The sequence below is a fragment of the Caballeronia sp. GACF4 genome (genome assembly GCF_023631025.1).
In the GTDB taxonomy this organism is placed as follows: Bacteria; Pseudomonadota; Gammaproteobacteria; order Burkholderiales; family Burkholderiaceae; genus Caballeronia.
The window spans coordinates 201246-219525 of the sequence record NZ_JALQDW010000025.1; the positions used below are offsets into that span (position 1 = coordinate 201246).

The following is an 18280-nucleotide window of genomic DNA, read 5'->3' on the forward strand; positions in this document are numbered from 1 at the left end:
AGCGCTTCTACGCTTCGTGAAAGAACCCTTCGAGAATACCGTCCCTGAGCGCGACGACATCGAGACTGCCGCGCTTGCGCGGACGCGGCAGGTCGACATCGACGATTTCGCCGATACGTCCCGGACGCGCTTCCATCACTACGATGCGATCCGAGAGCAGCACCGCCTCCTCGACGTCATGCGTGACGAGGACCATCGTGATGCGCTCCTGCGCCCAGATGCGTTGCAGTTCGTCCTGGAGCCGTGCGCGCGTGAGCGCATCGAGTGCGCCGAACGGTTCATCGAGCAAGAGCAAACGCGGCCGGTTGACGAGCCCTCGCGCAATGGCGACACGCTGCGCCATGCCGCCCGAGAGCTGATGCGGATACTGTCCCTCGCACCCCTCGAGGCCGACGAGCGCCACATGCTCGGCTACCGCACGCGCTTTCTCGTGCTTGCTCAAAGGCGCGTTGCGCAAGGCCACCGCGACGTTCTGTTCGACGTTCAGCCATGGAAACAGACGATGATCTTGAAACACGATGCCGCGCGAAAGATCCGTCGAGACCACGCGCTCGCCGCCGAATTCGATCTCGCCTTCGTACGACGCATCGAGGCCTGCGATCAACCGCAAGAGCGTCGACTTCCCGCAACCGCTCGCCCCGACGATACTCACGAACTCGCCGCTTCGGATCGAGAGGTCGATACGATCCAGCACGGGCGCACCTGCATCGCCTTCATAACGCTTGCTCACCCGCCGCAGCGCGAGGCCGCTCGTATCCGTTGCCATCGTTGGTATCGCTGCCATCGTCATTCTCCTCAAGCCGCGCGCGCTTCGCTGAACCAGCGCCGCTGCACCGCACGCGCGAGCGCGTTGAGCGCCCACCCCGTTATTCCCACGACGATCACGCCAAATACGACGAGATCCATCCGAAACTGTTCGCTGCCATCCACGAGCGTATTGCCGATCCCGCTTCCCGCGACGAGCAGATACTCCGCGCCGAGCGTCGCGAGCCACGAATAGATGAGCGCGAGATAGATGCCCGTGAAGATCGAAGGCAGCGCGGCCGGCAGCACCACGAACGCGAGCGTCTGCAACTTGCCGTAGCGATACGCGCGTGCCACTTCGAGAAAACGCGGCGGCACGGCGCGGATGCCGTCGCTCGTATGCATCACGACCGGAACCAGCGCGGCGAGCGACAGGAACACGACCTTCGCGACATCGCCGAGACCGAACCACACGGAGATGAGCGGAATCCACGCGAACAGCGACACTTGCTTGAAGGTGTTGAAGCTCGGCGCAATGGCGCGATTCGCGAGCTTCGACACACCCAGCAACGCGCCGAGTGCGAGCCCGAGCGAAGTGCCAATCACAAAGCCCGTCAACTCCCGCGCAAGCGACGCCGACAATGCACGCGCCAGCGCGCCGCTACGCAACTGTTCCCACGCGACATGCAGCACTTGCGCGGGCGACACCGTCATGCCGTGGGCGGGCTTGGCATCGCGCGATACGAGCCACCATATCGCCAGCGCCGCGAGCGGCAGCACGAAGCCGCGCCAGCGCTTCGGCACGGCGACACGCGGGACTGCTTCGAGTTCTATCGATGACATCGGCCGCTCCTAGACCGCGCCGCGCTGCAACTTGCGCTCGAGCGCGGTCAACAAGCGATCGGCGACATAGCCGACCGCGCCCACGATCAAGACCGAAGCCAGCACCAGATCGAGCTGAAAGAGCTGGCGTCCGTACACGATCAGATAGCCGAGCCCTTCCGACGATGCCACGAGTTCCACGACCACGAGCGTCAGCCATGCTTTGGTGAAGGCGAGGCGAATGCCCGTGCCGATCATCGGCACCGACGAGGGCAAGACCACACGCAAAATGGTTTGCCAGCGCGTATAGCGATACACCGCCGCGACCTCACGCAACTCGGGCGGCGTGCTGCGAAAGCCCTGCAAGGTGCTCAGGGTCACCGGCACGAGCGCGGCATGACCGATGAGCAGATACTTCAACGGCTCACCGATGCCCACCACGATCATCAGAAACGGCAGCCAGCCGAGCACGGGCACCTGCACGATCGCGTTGAAGCTCGGCAGCACATACGCCTCGACCGTGCGCGACAGGCCGAGCACGCCGCCTAGCAGAATGCCGAGCACCACGCCGCCGCCAAAGCCGACAGCCGCGCGCGACATGCTCGCGCCCAAGTGCATCCATAGTTCGCCGCTCTTGATGAGCGCGGTAAGGGTATCGAAGACCAGCGAGGGCGGCGGCAGAACCTGCGCGGAGATCCATCCAAAACGCGAGCCTATAACCCATAGCAACGCGCAGGCGAGCGGCAGAAGCCACGGCAATACGGCCCAGCCAAGCGAACGCGCCGTGCCGCCGGATGCGCGCGCGACCGAAGCGTTGCGGCGTGCCGCCGGCACCAGCACACGCGAGAGAGCATTCGCCATCGGAAGTTCTCCGTTAAGAAAGAAGCGGGTCAGGCGACCGGCTTGCCCGACGCATCGAAGCGCGGCCAGTAGCTTTCGAGCTTGAGCGACTTGAGCGCCTGATCGAGATACTTCGGCTCGAACCAGCCGTTCACGCTGACAGGTTGGCGAATGAGGTTCAGCCGCAAGGCGTCATCGGCGACGGACTGATAGCGTGCCTGCACAAATGGATCGATGAGCGGCGAATTGCGGTCCTTCAAAGGCTGATTCGCATACTCCGATGCCCACGACTCCGACGGCACGCCGCTCTTCGACCACAACGTGAAGAGCGCATTGCGATTGCCTTCGTCGGACGACCATTGCGCGGCCTGCACCACCGAAGTCACGACCTTTTGCACCACGTCGGGATGCGCGCTTTCGAAGTCGTCGAGTACGAGCAGATGCGCTTGCCGCGTCAGTTGCATGCCGCCATCGCGCGACGCATAAACGATCTTCGCGAGACCCTGGCGCTGCAACTTGAAGAGCGAGTAGTCGAGAAACACGGCATCGACGCCCTTCGACGCAAGCGCTGCCTGCGCCGCGGCCGTATCGAGATTGATGACGCGCAGATCGCGTTCGGTCAGGCCGTTTTCCTTGAGCACGTTATCCGCGACGAGCTGCAGATTCGTGCCCCGAAAAATCGCCACGCGCTTGCCCTTGAGGTCTTTCACCGACTTGATGTCGGAGTCCGGCGGCACCGCGACGTACACGCCCGCGCGCACATTCGATTCGAGCAGCAAGTGCGTCTTCAGGCCGTTCGCGCGTCCGAGCACGGCGGGCAAGTCACCCTGATACGCGAAGTCGATCTGCTTGTTGGCGAGCGCCTCGTTCACGGCCGGACCCGCGCCCTTGAAGAAGATCCACTCGACCTTGATGTGATCGCCCTGCAATGCATCCTCGACACGATGCTGCAATTGCGCGGTGGCGGCAGGCGAGCCGCCGAACGTGGGCGGGTCGCCCGCGCCCTGCTGCGCGACGCCGATGCGCACCGTTTCCGGCGCCGCGGCGTGCGAGATGGAAGCGAATGCGGCGCACAAAAGAGCGCCCGCGAAGCGCGCGAATCTCGTTGTCATTTTGTCCTTCGGCGTTATTCGATGATCGACTGGCGATGACCCGCGTCATCGCCAGTGAGGGCGTTCAGGCGCGTGCTTCGCGCTTGACGGTGCGGCTCTTTCTACCGTCGATGGAAACGGGCACGTCGCCGTGAACGGTCGCGCGACGCACGACGCGGTGGTCATCGCCGTAATCCGCCACCGCGTAGTGCTGCGTCGCGCGGTTGTCCCAGATCGCGACATCGCCTTGCGTCCAGCGCCAGCGCACCGTGTTCTCGAGGCGCTGAATGTGATCGTGGAAGATTTCGAGCAGTCGGTCCGAATCGCGCTGCGACAGGCCGACGAAGCGCTGCACGAAGTGACCCAGCACGAGCGTGCGTTCACCCGTTTCCGGATGCACGCGCACCACGGGATGTTCCGTCTCGTAGAGCGTGGAGGTGAACTGCTTGCGGTACTCGCGCTCCGTCTCGGTGTCGGGCGCGTTGCGCGTGGCTGCGTAGTCGTAGGCGTTCGAATGCAACGCCCAGAGGTTGTCGGCGAGATCGCGCAAGGGCTGCGGCAGGTTGCTGTAGGCGGCGGCGGTGTTGCCCCACACGGTATCGCCGCCGGCGGGCGGGATCACCACGCCGCGCAGGATGGAAATCTTCGGATAAGCATCGACGAAAGTGACATCCGTATGCCATGAATTCGCGCGCGTGCCGTGCTTCGAATCGAGTTCGAGCAGACGGCTCGTGCCTTCCTTCGAAGGCACCGTGGGATGCGCCACGGTGTCGCCAAAACGCGCGGCGAACGCTTCCTGCGAAGCGTCGTCCAGATGCGACTGGCCGCGAAAGAACAGCACCTTGTGCTTGAGCAGCGCGTCGTTGATGCGAGTGATGGCGGTATCGTCGAGATCGCCTGAGAGCGTCACGCCGCGCACTTCGGCGCCAATGCGGCCGCCTATGGGACGGACCTGGAAAGGCTCCTGCGTGGCGGCGGGCTGACGGACGGAATCGTGGTCGAGCGTAGCGGAATCGGACATCGGTTGCTCCGTTGGTTTCGGATATCGTAGGCAAGCCGCGAAAGAACGCGACCGAAACATTGAAGCATCGACTGCCCATCCGACCAACGAAGCGTTTCGACTAAGCTTTACAGCGCCGAGGTGATGACGCCTTGCTCGAATCCGCTATTCAACGCGAATAACGCTGTAAGGATTCAATCGTTTCATCGAGTTCCGCTTCGAGCCGCGCCATCAATTCCGCGGCGGACATTTCGCGCGCGAGTGCGGCCGCCTGCCCGCCCCATTGCGCGCCATAGCCGAACTCGCCTCGTGCCTTGGCCGCCGCATGCAGCGCCTTGCCCGCGTCGTAAGTCACGGGATACGCGGGGTTGTTCGGTGCGTTTGCCTCACGCCCGAGTTCCGTGAACTTGTTGACGAAACTGCGCGCCGGGCGGCCCGATATCGCGGCGGTAAGCGTGGTGTGATTCGCGGCATCGCTCAGAAGCGCGCGACGATATCCCGCATCGATTGCGGACTCGGTGGTCGGAACGAAAGCCGTGCCAAGCTGCGCCGCCTGCGCGCCGAGCGCGAGCGCGGCGGCGACTCCGGCGCCATCCATGATGCCGCCCGCCGCGATCACCGGTACGTCGAACTTGCGCACGAGCAAACGCGTGAGGGCGAAGGTGCCGAGAAAATCGTCGTCGGCTGCACTGTCGAAGATACCGCGATGCCCGCCCGCTTCGATGCCTTGCGCGACGATCGCATCGATACCCGCTTTTGCGATTTGCTCCGCTTCACTCACATTAGTTGCAGATGCAATCAGTTTGATGCCCGCGTTACGGAGGGCATCGATATAGTCCTTCGAAGGCAGGCCGAAGTGAAAGCTCACGATAGCCGGCTTTTCTTCGACGAAGACCTTGAGCATGGCTTCATCGACGACAAAGCTCGTGTAGATTTCGCTGAGCCGCGCGGGCGGCGTGGCGCCGTATCGCGCGAAGACGGGCGCGAGCCATTCGACCCACGCGCTTTCCAGAGCGGCGTCGGCTTTAGCCGGGCTATGACAGAACACGTTGACGTTGAACGGCTTGTCGGTCAGCGCGCGCGTCTCGCGAATGACCTTGCGCGCCGCTTCGGCGTTCATCGCGCCCACGCCGAGCGACCCCAGTCCGCCCGCATTCGATACCGCCGCCGCGAGCGCGGGCGTCGTGACACCGGCCATCGGCGCTTGAATGATGGGCTTGTTGATGCCGAGTAACGGCAATAAAGCGTTGCTCCTGCTCATGACCATGTCCTCTCGATAGTGGCCTCGAGCTTCTCGACGATGAAACCGCACGCAAGGCTGCAAGGCCAGATGACAAATCGCCCGCTCCTTCCTGCACGGAAGCCAAGCGGGCGACGACCACCTGTGCTGCGTATGCCTTACTTCGCGGTCGGCATCACGAATTCCGCGCCCTTTTCCGTGCTTTCCGGCCAGCGTTGCATGATGGACTTTTGCTTCGTATAGAAGCGCACGCCTTCTTCGCCATAAGCGTGCATGTCGCCGAAGAGACTGCGTTTCCAGCCGCCGAAGCCATGCCATGCCATCGGAACGGGAATGGGTACGTTGATGCCGACCATGCCCACTTCGATGCGTCGGCCGAACTCGCGCGCAACGTGACCGTCGCGCGTGTAGCAGGCGACGCCGTTGCCGAACTCGTGCGCATTGACGAGTTCCACGGCTTCGCCGAAGTCCTTCACGCGCACGCATGAAAGCACCGGCCCGAAGATTTCTTCCTTGTAGATGCGCATGTTCGGCGTCACATGGTCGAACAGCGTGCCGCCCGTGAAGAAGCCGTCTTCGTGACCGGGAACCTTGTGGCCGCGTCCATCGACGACGAGTTTCGCGCCTTCATCCACGCCCAGCGCGATATAACCTTCGATACGTTCCAGCGCGGCGCGCGTGACGATCGGCCCCATTTCGGCATCCAGCTCCATGCCGTTCTTGATGACGAGCTGCTGCGCACGTTCGGCGAGGCGCGGCACGATCTTGTCCGCCACGTCGCCCACCAGCACCGCGACCGATACCGCCATGCAGCGCTCGCCCGCCGAACCGTAGCCCGCGCCGATGAGCGCATCGATAGCCTGATCGAGATCGGCGTCCGGCATCACGACCATGTGATTTTTTGCGCCGCCGAGCGCCTGCACACGCTTGCCGTGCTTCGCGCCGGTCTCGTAGATATAGTTGGCGATGGGCGTCGAACCGACAAAGCTGATCGCGCGCACATCGGGATGTTCGAGCAATGCATCGACCACGACCTTGTCGCCTTGGACCACGTTGAAAATGCCATCCGGCAGACCCGCTTCCTTCAGCAGATTAGCCATGAAAAGCGACGCGGACGGATCGCGCTCGCTCGGCTTCAGGATGAACGCGTTGCCGCTTGCAATGGCCACCGGGAACATCCAGCACGGCACCATGCAAGGGAAGTTGAACGGCGTGATGCCCGCGACGACGCCGAGCGGCTGACGCGTCGTCCAGTTATCCATGCCGGTAGAGACTTGTTCGGTGTAATCGCCCTTCAGCAACTGCGGAATGCCGCAAGCGAATTCGATCACGTCGATACCGCGCGACACTTCGCCCTGCGCGTCGGTAAAGACCTTGCCGTGCTCGGCGGTGATGATCGCCGCGAGTTCATCGCGACGCAGGTTCATGAGTTCGAGGAACTTCAGCATGACGCGCGCGCGCCGAATGGGCGGCGTATCGCGCCATGCGGGGAACGCGGCTTTCGCGCTCTCGACGGCGGCATCGACATCGGCGACTTCGCCGAGCACGAGCTTGCGCGGACGCTCGCCCGTCGCGGGATTGAAAATGGGCTGCGAGCGGGCGCCCGAGCCATTCACGCGTTCGCCATGAATGAAGTGAACCACGTCGGCGGTGTCGTTATACGCTTGCATTTCGTCTCCTGTCCAGAAGTGTCAATGCCAAGAGTGTAGGACGGAATCGTGCGCCGCGAACGCGTTATGATTGAACTCATTGTTCATAACGGCAAACAATCCCCGCGCATGGACGCACAAAAAGTCGAAGGGCTCTGGACGCATCTGCATTGGCTCACGGTGCTCGCCGAGCAGGGCAGCTACACGGCGGCGGCGGCGCGGCTCAACGTGAGCAAAGCCGCAATGAGTCAGCGTATCGCCGAACTGGAGCGCGCGGCAGGCGTGCCGCTCGTCACGCGCACCACGCGCAGCGTGCGCTTCACGGAGGCAGGACGGCGTCTCGTCGACGATACACGCACGCAGTACGAGCATATCGCCGCGAGCTTTTCGAGCGTGAGGGAAATGGCGGGCGTGGCGCGCGGCTTGATCCGCGTTACCGCGCCAATGGCGTTCGCGCGTCAGCAATTGGTGCCGCATTTAGCGGGCTTTCTGCATGCGCATCCGGAAGTGCGGGTGCAACTGGAAGCATCGGACAGGTTGAGTTCCATTGCGACGGAGGGCTTCGATCTCGCCATCCGGCACAGCGCGCAAGCGCCGGAAACGCATGTCGCGTGGAAGTTGTGCGATACCCATTCGGTGATCGTGGCGACACATGCATATCTCAAACGGCGCGGCATGCCCGCGACGCCCGCCGATCTCGCGGTGCACGACTGCCTGTTTTATCCGCGCGCGCAGACATCGGGCGTGTGGTCGTTCGTGCGTAAGGGCGCGCGCAAGACGGCGGCCGGGCCTCATACGCTTGCGGTCAACGGGCCATTCTCCGCGAACAATAGCGAAGTGCTGCGCGATGCCGCGCTCGACGATCTGGGTATCGCGCTGTTGCCCGACTTCAGCGCGCAAGCCGCGGTGCAGGCGGGAAAGCTTGTGGTGTTGCTGCCGGACTGGCGCTGCGTGGGCACATTCGCCGATCAGCTTTATGTTGTGCGTCCTTATGCGCCTCATGTGCCGCGTGCGGTCGCACTTTTCATCGGCTATTTGCGCGAGACCTTTGCGGGCGGCTTTCCGCTTTAGCGTTTTCTTTAGCGCTTGCTTTAGCCAAAGAAAAAGCGCCCGCAATTGCGAGCGCTTTCTTTATAGCGAGACTACCTGTTGCTTAGTGGTGCGCAAACGTCGGGAAAACGTCGGCTTGCACCGCACGCGAGCCGGCTTGCGCCGAGCCTTCAGTCGCACCGCCAAAGGAGTTGCCTTGACCCGCAACGCGCGCTTCAGCAGCTTGAATGTCCGACGGATAGTGCGAGTCGCTCACGAAGCCGGGGTTATAACCGGCCTTTTCCAGCTGAACGATCTGTTCGCGAACTTCAGCGCGCGTAAGCGGTTGGTTCGATTGTGCGAAAGAAGCAACCGGTGCGGCGAAAGCGATGGCAACTGCTGCGATTCCAATGAGCTTGTTCATGATTGATACCCTCCAGCTTAGGTTTTTGGGGCTGTCGCTCACTTGGCATTTGCTCGTGTGCGACCGTTGAAGAGAGTTTAGTGAGTGCTTCGCTAAGGGTAAATACTTAATCCACGAAATCAGTTTTGGTGAAATCGCGACTAATCCAGGCCTGAAAACTCCAGTTCTTTAGCATCGACGGGAAATTGCTTAGCGCATCGCCTATAAAGTAAGCAGGACGTTGTCCACGACACATCATGCCAAATGGATCGAACGTTCGGTTTGCAGAGGAGGCAATGCCTTGAAGCGAATCGTGGTCGTTGGGGCGGGTTTTGCCGGACTATGGAGCGCGCTCGCCGCCGCGCGCAAACTCGATGAATTGCAGCAACCAGCGGATCAGGCCGAAGTGGTCGTCCTCAATCCGCAGCCTTATCACAGCGTGCGCGTGCGCAACTACGAGCAACCGCTCGATCCCACGCTCGTGCCGCTCGACGGCGTGTTCGGTCCGACCGGCGTGCGCTTCGTCCAGGCGACCGCGCACACGGTCGATAGCGCGAATCGGCGCGTCATGTTCACGCGGGAAGACGGAGAAGGTTCGCTGGAATACGACCGGCTCATCCTCGCGGTAGGCAGCGAACTGGTACGCCCGGAAATTCCCGGGCTGGATCGCCACTCGTTCGACGTCGATACCTACGCGGGCGCCTGCAAGCTCCAGGCGCATCTGTCCACCCTGCCCGCATTGCCCGACTCGCCCGGACGCTATACGGCTGTCGTGATCGGCGCAGGCCTCACGGGAATCGAACTCGCGGCGGAATTGCCCGGCCGCCTGCGTGAGATCGTGGGCGAAGCGGATCGCGACAAGGTGCGCGTGGTGCTCGCGGATCGGTCGCCGAAAATCGCGCAATCGATGGGCGGCGCGCAAAGCGTCGTCGTTCAGGCCATGACCTCGCTCGATGTCGAGCTTAGGCCAGGCGTATCGCTGGAAGAACTCGACGGACACGGCGCTTCGCTTTCGGACGGCGTCAATGCCGATTACATCCAGGCATGCACCGTGGTCTGGTGCGGCGGCATGCGCGCCAACGCATTGGCGAGCCAGCTTCCCGTCGGACTCGATTCCATGGGCCGCGTGCCCGTCGATGCCTATCTGCGCGTCACGGGCGTTCCCGGCGTATTTGCGGCGGGCGATTGCGCACGCGTGCTGATCGACGGCAAACGGCCTTCGGTCATGTCGTGTCAGCATGGCCGGCCGATGGGCCGCTACGCCGGCAATAACGCCGTCTGCGATTTATACGGAGAAGAGATGCTGCCGTTGCAGATCGACTGGTACACGACGGTCTGCGACCTGGGCCCGTGGGGCGCAGTCTATACGGAGGGATGGGAACGCAAGCTGGTGTCGGAAGGCGAGGCCGCCAAGGCGACCAAGCGCACGATCAACGGGGAGCGGATCTATCCGCCGAGGAGCGGCTGCCGCGAAGAGTTGTTCCGGGCTGCCGCGCCTATCGTGCAGACGCCGCCATCGACGACACGCGCCGATTCATGATCGTGGCGATGAGGGCAGACACCACGCCTCATCGCCACTGAAGCGTCAAACCTTGTCGACCGATGCTTCGTAGATCTCGTCGATGGACTCGCCGAGCGTCGCGTTGAACTCTTCGTCGCTCATCGACTTCTTCAGTTCGTTGATGAGCGCGCGCGAGAAGCTCGCGATCATGCCGTGGTTCTTCGCCAGACGCTGGCATGCGTCGGTGCGCGTATAGCCGCCCGAAAGCGCCACCACGCGCACGACACGCGGATGCTCGATCAGCGGCGCGTAGAAGTCCACTTCATCGGGGATGGTCAGCTTGATCATCACCTGACTGGATTCCGGCAGCGCGTCGAGACCTTTCAGCAATTCGTCGCGCAGAATTTTTTCCGCACCCTTCTTGTCCGTGCTCTTGATGGACACTTCGGGTTCGAGAATGGGCACGAGACCGTGTCCGATGATCTGATTGCCCACTTCGAATTGCTGCTTCACGACTGCGGCGATGCCCTTTTCGTTCGCGTCCTTGATGACCGAACGCATCTTCGTGCCGAAGATGCCGAGCTTGACGGCGCGTTCCAGCAGCGCGTCGAGGCCGGGGTTCGGCTTCATGACCTGAACGCCGTCGGCTTCCGCTTCGAGGCCCTTGTCGACCTTGAGGAACGGCACCACGCCACGGTCTTCCCACAGAAACGCGGGCACGGACTTGCCATTTGCCTGACCGTCCATGGTGGCTTCGAAGAGAATGGCGCCAATGACCTTTTCTCCCGTGAATGACGGCGCGGTGATGATGCGCACGCGCATTTCATGCATCAGCTTGAACATCTCGGCGTCGCCGTTGTAGGCGTCTTCAGCAATGCCGTACTGCTTGAGCGCGCCCGGCGTCGAACCGCCGCTTTGATCCAAGGCGGCGATAAAACCTTGCTTCTCCGCCATTTGCGACAGCATCTTTTCGTTAGCCACGAACATTTCCCTCCTCAAAGTTCAAACACCGGAACGCGCGCGAGCACGGCCCGGGCTTCTGGTTCCACTACGGTAAGTGTAATGGTTTTGAGGCGCGACTTGACTGTGCATATCCGCCATTTCCCCTGCCACACACTCAAATCGAGGAGAGAAAGGGCGACGCGGCAGGGCTTTTGCGGCTCGATCTGCTCAAGGCGCAGCGGAGTTGAAGTCCCCGGCGTTCACGGGTTCGACCGCGCGTGCGCTTCGCCCGAGCATGAACGCAGCGCGGCGCAGGAACGATGGCGCGCCTTGCGCCGCCATGATTTCGAGGGTGGGTAATTCGGGCGTTTCTAAAACCGGCTGAGATTGCGCCTGTATTTTTTCAGGCGCTGGCGCTTTGACGTTGAAGAGCGCTTCACGCGCATTTGCGCAATGCACGTTCAGCAAGCGACGCATTTCCGGATTTTCGATGAGTGCTTGCGCCGTCGCGAGACCGCGCTCGAATTGCAGCGCATAAGCGATATCGGCGAAATTCTCGTATTGACCGCTATCGGCCAGTTCGAACGCCAATTGCTGGGTGCGCTGGCGCTTCCATACTTCGAGATCGTCTTGGCCCGTACTCACATTGGCCTCTTCTTGGCGATGAGGTGGCAATGATGTTAGCCCGAGACCCGCGCGTTTGCGTTGTCCCGCCACAACAAGCAGACAAAAAGTCGGACGATAAGTGCTTGCCTTCCGTTACTTCCTTAGCAATAGCCAAAGATATTCTTTAGCGTGACTTTCGAGCGAACGAGCGTTCTTGCTAAAGAATCGCTAAGGAAATTACCAGGCACCGGCAAACGCCTGTATAGCGCGATTAAATGCGGCCGGGCTTGCCACGTTCATTCCGTGCGATGCCCCGGCAATAGTTTGCCGATCCGCGAATTCAATCCATTCCGCCAGCTTGTCGACGTTATTGCGGAACATGCGCGGGCTCTTTTGTCCGTCTATCAGCAAAGTGCGGCACTTGATATCGCGCGCGGCGTCGCGGGTATAAGCGGGCAAGGGATCGCGAAGTTGCTTCGGCACCGTAAGCGCGTTGTCTATCGCCATCCGTCGAAAAGCCGGCGTGCTCTTTTGCCAGAAGCCCGGCATGCTGACCGAATCGACGAACAGTTCCAGCCCCGGCTCGATTTCGCCCATCTCGATGAGTTCCGCCACGCGCGTGCGCAACGCGTTGGTCGCGGGCGGCAAGCTGGCGGCCGAAGGCTGCGGCGAAACCTGGAGCGGTCCGCCCGGGTCCGCGAGCGTGAGCGTCTTCACGAGACGCGGATATTCCCTTGCGAGATGAAACGCGACGCACCCGCCGCGCGAATGCCCAATCAGATGCACGGGTGCAATGTCGAGCGCCTCGATAAATTCCGCCATCTCCGCGACATGCGCTTCCCAGCTGAATTCGCCCTGCACGAAGGCATCGACGGCGGGCCAGTAGTGACTGAGACTCGGCGCGATGCAACGAAACTGCCTGGCAAGCGGCAGAATCTGCGCGCTCCAGTAGCGGTAATCGCAGAGCGAACCATGCACGAACAGGAGCGGCTCGCCTTCGCCGCAATCCACGTAAGGCACGGAAATGCCGGACGCGGTCGTCGCGAAAGACGCTTCGGGCAAGGCTTGCAAGGCGGACAGTACGGCGGGATCGGCACGGGCGTTCATTGATTCGCTCCTTTTCCACACTATGCCGTCCGCCAATTTAAAAGAAAATCGCATAATATTGATAACATCGTTCAGATTTTCTGATACCAAGTCGTTATACACAGTCATGAAAGCACTCGACCTCGATGTCCTTTCCATGATCGTCGCCGTCGCGGACACGGGCAACATCAGCCGCGCGGCGGAACTCGTGCATCGCTCGCAATCGGCCGTCAGCATGCAGATCAAGACGCTCGAGACCGCGCTTGGCAAGGCGCTATTCGTGCGCAAACCGCGCAGCGTGACGCCCACGCAAGACGGCGAAGTGTTACTGACCTACGCGCGCCGCATGCTCGCCTTGCGCGATGAAGCATGGGCCGCCGTCGTGCGGCCGGACGTGACGGGGCGCGTGGTGATCGGCGTACCGGACGACTACGCGTCGTCGCTGTTTCCGCCCATCCTCAAGAAGTTTTCGGCGACCTTTCCCAAGGTCGAGATTCAGGTGGTCGGCTTGCCGAGCGTGGCGCTTGCGCCGATGCTGAAAGACGGCTCGGTCGATCTGGTCTGCGCCACGCGCGTGAAAGGTCTGAGCGGCGAATTCCTGCGTCACGAGCCGATGGTTTGGGCCGCCGCGCCCGGCGCCACGGAAATCTGGCGCGAACGTCCCTTGCCCATTGCCGTGTTCCTGCCGGGCAGCGTGGCGCGCGAGAACGCCATACGCAGCCTGGAACGCGCGCGTATCGGCTATCGCACGTCGTACGAGAGCCCGAGTCTGCTCGGTCTTCTGACGATGGCCGAAGCCGGTCTTGCCATCACGCCGCTTGCCAAGTGCGCTGTCCCCGCGCATTTCACGCTACTCGGTCAGGCGCAAGGGCTGCCGGAAATAGCCGCGCTCGAAGTGGTGCTGGCGCGCAGCGCGGCATCCAAGCGGCCGCCTTGCGACTTCCTGGCCGAACGCATCATGGCCGAGCTGCGCCGTTGAGGGCGGCTTGGATGTCGCTGATTCTGCGTTCGGCCCACGCCTTCAGAAGCCTATTCGATGCAACCAGCGGCATCGACGCCGCCATGATGCGATAGACATCGTTGCGGCGCACCTTGGTGATGCGCTCCGGGGCGAGCCATGCGTCGTTACGCGCCAGCAACACCAGCGTTTCCAGCCCGATCATGATCGGCCACAGGCACGCGAGCCGCAGCCGAATGGCGCTCGATGGAATCGCCATCGTGTAGGCCAGCGCGTCGCCATAGAGCGCGATGGTGGTTTGCAACAGCTCGTCTTGCACGGGACGCGCTTTATCGGATGCCTCGGGCGCGAGCAGTTCTCGTGGCGCGATGCCATGACGCGCCAGCATCGACGAAGGCAGATAGCAACGCCCGATACGCAGATCGCGCGCGCAATCGCGCAGCACGTTGGTCATCTGCAGCGCCTTGCCGAAGCGCACGCCGCGCGCAAGCATGACATCCGGCGCGGCATTGAGCGTGCCCGGCATATGCGCGTAGGTCATCTTCGTCCAGAACTCGCCCACGCAGCCCGCGACGAGATAGGTGTAGCAGTCCAGTTCCTCGAATTCACCGAGCGCCGCGATCTCGCCCGAGGTTTCATCCGGGAACGTGCGCAGATCGAACTCCATGCCCGTTGTGAGCGTGGTCACGATATCGCGCACGGCATCGCGGTCGGCCTTGCTCAATTGCGGCAGGATGGCAAGCGCTCCGCCGAGCGATTCGAGCAGCGCGCGTTCATCCGCTTGCGCTTGCTGGCCCGCTACTTCGCCGGCTATGCGAGCCAGCGCGCCATCGTCCGGTGCGCCGTTGACTTGCGCGCGCAACGACAGCAGCAATTCCAGACGAAGTTGCGGCGCGATGAGCGACGTATCCGCGATGGTATCGGCGGCGCGCGCAAGCAGATACGCCAGCGCGACGGGGTCGCGCATGCCCGCCGGAAGAATCCGCAGCGTCAGATAGAACGAGCGCGAAACGCTCTTGAGAAGCGGGCCGAGGAGGACTGCCCGGGTCGATTGATTCATGAGTGGGATCAGAGAGCGCTCAAGCAGGCGAGAGCGCATTGTATCCGGCTCAACGGTGCCGCTTGTGCCTTCGCCTCTTTGCGCGATGATGCAAGGGAATGGCGACGGCATCATGCGCCGATACACGCTCGATCACCACTTGCGCCGTGCCCGCGTGTTGCAGGCCGAGCAATACCGCCGCCGCAAACGAAAGATCGATCACGCGGCCCTTCTGGTAGGGGCCGCGGTCGTTGATGCGCACGACGACCGACCGCGTCTTCGCGGCATTGCTGACGCGCACGTAAGTGCCGAGCGGCAGCGTGAGATGCGCGGCCGTGAGCGCGTTCATGCCGTAAGCCTCGCCGCTCGCGGTGGGGCGGCCTTGGAAAGCGTCGGCGTAATAGCTGGCCATGCCGATCTGGAAGGCATATGCCTTCTTGGCGTGCACATGCTTCGTGTGCGACACGGCCTTGTGTAAAGCATGATGCTTGCGTGCTGGCTTGACTGGCCGATGTGAAGTCCATCCGCACAGCAACACGCAAGCGCCGATGGACACGATCCAGGCCAATAGCCGGCGCGCATGAAATGCGCGGACCTGCATGGGCGATCTACTCCATGAGTTACCGATTCGTGGATCGGATCGCCCTTAACGCCCTCTGCTTTTTAGCGTTGACCTGCCTTCCTTGGATATGACGCTTCTTTACAGGACTACGTTTACCTTACGATGATCATGATTCGTCATTCGAACTATTCCCAATCACAGCGAATCCTGTAGCGATTCCGCATGCGTCATCGGTTCGTCCTTTGTTTGCGGCATGAGCGCCCATACCGCCGCACGCAGATACGCCTCAAAGTCTCCGCGCACTTCAGGATGTTGCAAGGCCAGTTGTACCGTCGCCTTGAGATACCCGAGCTTGCTGCCGCAGTCGAAACGCGTGCCGTAGTAGCGATACGCCAGCACCTGTTCGACCGCGAGCAAGGAGCCGATGGCATCGGTTAGCTGAATCTCGCCGCCCGCGTTGGGCTTCGTCTTGCGCAGATGATCGAAGATGCTCGGCATCAGCACGTAACGCCCGACCACGCCGAGATTGGAAGGCGCAAGCGCGGGCTGCGGCTTCTCGACGACACCCGACAACTTGATGACGTCCTCTTCCCATTCGCGGCCTTCGATCACGCCATACGACGCGCTTTCCTCGCGCGCGATGCGTTCCACACCGATCACCGAGCTGTGATAGTGGTCGAATACATCGACGAGTTGCTTCATGACAGGCTCGGCGCCGTGCAGCAGATCGTCGGCCAGGATGACGGCGAATGGTTCACCGCCGACGAGCCGTTCCGCGCATAGCACCGCATGACCCAAGCCCAGCGCGGCCGGCTGGCGCACGTAGAAACAATCCACGTTGGCGGGCTTGATGCTGCGTACCGCATCGAGCAGAACCGCCTTGTTGCGCGCTTCCAGTTCCGCTTCGAGCTCATATGATTTGTCGAAGTGATCCTCGATTGCGCGCTTGCCCCGGCCCGTGACGAAGATCATCTCCGTCATGCCCGCAGCAATGGCTTCTTCCACCGCGTATTGAATGAGCGGCTTATCGACCACTGGCAGCATTTCCTTCGGACTCGCCTTGGTGGCTGGCAAAAAACGTGTGCCGAGACCTGCGACTGGAAATACGGCCTTGGTCACTTTAAGCATGACTGCTCCTCCAGATCGAAACCGGAAATTGATGTTGTCCCCGCGCTGTTTTTCTTGTGAATTCGCCCGCACTTGCGGCAGGCTTCGGGCGTTGCGCGCGTTACTCCGCTTCCTCCATCTGCGATGCCTGCGCATTGTTGGAGCCCTTCTTGCGGAAGGGATCGAGAGGGTCGTTGCGCAACGCGTCGCGGTACGCGGACGCCGCCACGAGTACCAGCAGCACGGCTATGCCGGCGACTGCATGCATATCCATGATCGACACCCATTCGCCTGTAGATGAGGGCTCACCGTAGCAGAAAAAAATCGATAAATAATTCGCCCGCTTTAAGCCGTTACGCTGCCTGCTTTCTTAAGAAATGCGCCGAATTTTTTGCTTAGGCACGGATTTCTTGCTGCTCTAACATGGGCCGATCCCTTCGGCTCCTTAAGGTTAAGCGATGAGCGACTCCCCGGCCTTCGACGAAAGCGGCATGGCGCTGCGCACTTCCGCGCGCAATTCGAACGCTATCGCCGACGATAAAGACGTCGCGATCAACGCATGGCGTGGTGTCGCCGCGTTGCTGGTCGCGTACTTTCATTGCAGGCAGGTTACGTGGGTCGGCATGCAGCAGTTTCATCGCGCTTCGCCCGCGTTCGACCTCAACACAGTCGTCAGTTACCTCACGTTCCCTGTCGCCTGGGGATCGGCCGGTGTGCCGATTTTCTTCATCATCAGCGGCTATTGCATTCATCGCGCGATGGCGCGGCGCCTGAATGCCGACCCGCGCGCGCCGTTCGACGGCTTGAATTTTCTGCTACGGCGGTTCGTGCGGATCTATCCGGTTCTGATTGCCGCGCTGGTACTGACGTTCGTGCTGGATTCGCTTAGCGCCGGCTTTGATCCGGTCAGCCGCAAGATCAATCCCTTCGATCTTCATGCTTTTCTCATCAATCTCTTTTCCTTGCAGGGAATCGCGGGCAAGACGTTCGGCTCCAATGGCGCCTTATGGACGCTCTCCGTCGAGGTGCAGTTCTACCTCGTATATCCGCTCGTAATTGCATTGCGGAGGCGAATCGGAATGCCGGCGGTCGTCGGCCTTGTCGCTGTCGTCAACATCGTGTCGGCGCTCGTCTTCGAGCGCCAGCAGATCGTAATCTTCACGTCCTACTGGCTTTCATGGATGCTTGGAGCATGGATCGCCGAAGCGAAAGCGCGCAACGTGCGCGCACCGAGGCGCTCGGGAGTCGTGGCGGTTGGCATCGCACTATGCGGATGCGCTGCCTTCGGGCTTGCGCAATACTTGGCGTTTCAGCTTTGGGCGCTGGCGTTTGCCGTTTATTTGTTTGGCGCGCTAGATCGGCCCATGCGTGAAGGCGGCCCAGTGCGCGTGTTTTCCGTGCTCGGCGAGTTCAGCTTCTCGCTTTACGTCGTGCATCTGCCCATTTTCGTGCTGCTTGGGTCCGTGCTTTTTCATTCGGTCTTGCAAACGGGCATCTGGGCCTCGTTTGCTTTTACCGCCATTGCAGTTGTGGTTGCCGCAGCGTTCTATGCGCTTGTCGAGCGACCCGCCATGGCCTGGGCCGCAAGATTGAAACCTGCGAAGACACGCGTTCGCATTGCGCGTTGATAAAGCGCCAATAAAAAAGCCGCCTCGAAAGGC

19 protein-coding genes are annotated in these 18280 nt (G+C 61.7%); 4 read left to right on the top strand and 15 right to left on the bottom strand.

What is annotated here, in order from left to right:
- Positions 1-7: 7 nt before the first annotated feature.
- The 7 genes from NCR40_RS23260 to NCR40_RS23290 form a co-directional block, all read right to left on the bottom strand.
- Positions 8-775: an ABC transporter ATP-binding protein gene (locus tag NCR40_RS23260; RefSeq protein WP_250469491.1), complete on the bottom strand. Its 768-nt coding sequence runs from the start codon at positions 773-775 to the stop codon at positions 8-10.
- Between the two features lie 20 nt (positions 776-795).
- The gene (locus NCR40_RS23265) at positions 796-1587 is read right to left on the bottom strand and encodes an ABC transporter permease (protein ID WP_250510777.1); all 792 of its coding nucleotides are present in this window, start codon (positions 1585-1587) and stop codon (positions 796-798) included.
- 9 nt (positions 1588-1596) lie between these two features.
- On the bottom strand, positions 1597-2427 hold the full coding sequence (locus tag NCR40_RS23270) for an ABC transporter permease (RefSeq protein ID WP_250468606.1): 831 nt from the start codon (positions 2425-2427) through the stop codon (positions 1597-1599).
- 29 nt (positions 2428-2456) lie between these two features.
- Positions 2457-3518 (bottom strand): ABC transporter substrate-binding protein, encoded by a 1062-nt coding sequence (locus NCR40_RS23275; protein WP_250494202.1) that lies wholly within the window; start codon positions 3516-3518, stop codon positions 2457-2459.
- Between the two features lie 64 nt (positions 3519-3582).
- Positions 3583-4518, bottom strand: a complete 936-nt coding sequence (locus NCR40_RS23280; RefSeq protein WP_250510778.1) for a TauD/TfdA dioxygenase family protein — start codon at positions 4516-4518, stop codon at positions 3583-3585.
- A gap of 148 nt (positions 4519-4666) precedes the next feature.
- Entirely contained in the window at positions 4667-5758 is a 1092-nt protein-coding gene (locus NCR40_RS23285; protein ID WP_250510779.1) for an NAD(P)H-dependent flavin oxidoreductase, read from the bottom strand.
- 137 nt (positions 5759-5895) lie between these two features.
- Positions 5896-7407 (bottom strand): CoA-acylating methylmalonate-semialdehyde dehydrogenase, encoded by a 1512-nt coding sequence (locus NCR40_RS23290; protein ID WP_250468613.1) that lies wholly within the window; start codon positions 7405-7407, stop codon positions 5896-5898.
- Positions 7408-7515: 108 nt separating this feature from the next.
- On the opposite strand from NCR40_RS23290, the gene NCR40_RS23295 reads away from it, so the two are divergent.
- Positions 7516-8457, top strand: a complete 942-nt coding sequence (locus NCR40_RS23295) for a LysR family transcriptional regulator (RefSeq protein WP_250510780.1) — start codon at positions 7516-7518, stop codon at positions 8455-8457.
- Between the two features lie 82 nt (positions 8458-8539).
- On the opposite strand, the gene NCR40_RS23300 is transcribed toward NCR40_RS23295, so the two are convergent.
- Complete coding sequence (locus NCR40_RS23300) at positions 8540-8839, bottom strand: DUF4148 domain-containing protein (RefSeq protein ID WP_244829995.1); 300 nt, start codon at positions 8837-8839, stop codon at positions 8540-8542.
- Positions 8840-9119: 280 nt separating this feature from the next.
- Between NCR40_RS23300 and NCR40_RS23305 the strand changes: the two genes are divergently transcribed.
- A complete protein-coding gene (locus NCR40_RS23305) occupies positions 9120-10358 on the top strand; it encodes an NAD(P)/FAD-dependent oxidoreductase (protein ID WP_250468615.1) in 1239 nt (412 codons plus the stop codon).
- A gap of 45 nt (positions 10359-10403) precedes the next feature.
- Here NCR40_RS23305 and NCR40_RS23310 read toward each other — a convergent pair whose 3' ends face one another.
- The 3 genes from NCR40_RS23310 to NCR40_RS23320 form a co-directional block, all read right to left on the bottom strand.
- Positions 10404-11300 (bottom strand): fructose bisphosphate aldolase, encoded by an 897-nt coding sequence (locus NCR40_RS23310; RefSeq protein WP_244829993.1) that lies wholly within the window; start codon positions 11298-11300, stop codon positions 10404-10406.
- Between the two features lie 189 nt (positions 11301-11489).
- Positions 11490-11906: a hypothetical protein gene (locus tag NCR40_RS23315; RefSeq protein ID WP_250510781.1), complete on the bottom strand. Its 417-nt coding sequence runs from the start codon at positions 11904-11906 to the stop codon at positions 11490-11492.
- Between the two features lie 198 nt (positions 11907-12104).
- On the bottom strand, positions 12105-12974 hold the full coding sequence (locus NCR40_RS23320) for an alpha/beta fold hydrolase (RefSeq protein WP_250510782.1): 870 nt from the start codon (positions 12972-12974) through the stop codon (positions 12105-12107).
- 106 nt (positions 12975-13080) lie between these two features.
- On the opposite strand from NCR40_RS23320, the gene NCR40_RS23325 reads away from it, so the two are divergent.
- Positions 13081-13932, top strand: a complete 852-nt coding sequence (locus NCR40_RS23325) for a LysR substrate-binding domain-containing protein (RefSeq protein WP_250510783.1) — start codon at positions 13081-13083, stop codon at positions 13930-13932.
- Here NCR40_RS23325 and NCR40_RS23330 read toward each other — a convergent pair.
- The 4 genes from NCR40_RS23330 to NCR40_RS23345 all read right to left on the bottom strand — a co-directional run bounded on the left by NCR40_RS23330 (position 13910) and on the right by NCR40_RS23345 (position 16893).
- On the bottom strand, positions 13910-14971 hold the full coding sequence (locus NCR40_RS23330) for a phytoene/squalene synthase family protein (RefSeq protein WP_250510784.1): 1062 nt from the start codon (positions 14969-14971) through the stop codon (positions 13910-13912). The two genes, NCR40_RS23325 and NCR40_RS23330, sit on opposite strands and share 23 nt — an antisense overlap.
- A gap of 49 nt (positions 14972-15020) precedes the next feature.
- A complete protein-coding gene (locus NCR40_RS23335) occupies positions 15021-15551 on the bottom strand; it encodes a septal ring lytic transglycosylase RlpA family protein (protein WP_250510785.1) in 531 nt (176 codons plus the stop codon).
- Between the two features lie 156 nt (positions 15552-15707).
- Complete coding sequence (gene galU / locus NCR40_RS23340) at positions 15708-16640, bottom strand: UTP--glucose-1-phosphate uridylyltransferase GalU (protein WP_244829987.1); 933 nt, start codon at positions 16638-16640, stop codon at positions 15708-15710.
- A gap of 100 nt (positions 16641-16740) precedes the next feature.
- A complete protein-coding gene (locus NCR40_RS23345; protein WP_244829986.1) occupies positions 16741-16893 on the bottom strand; it encodes a hypothetical protein in 153 nt (50 codons plus the stop codon).
- A gap of 217 nt (positions 16894-17110) precedes the next feature.
- Between NCR40_RS23345 and NCR40_RS23350 the strand changes: the two genes are divergently transcribed.
- Positions 17111-18247, top strand: coding sequence for an acyltransferase family protein (locus NCR40_RS23350; RefSeq protein ID WP_250510854.1), 1137 nt, complete (start codon positions 17111-17113; stop codon positions 18245-18247).
- Positions 18248-18280: the final 33 nt, after the last annotated feature.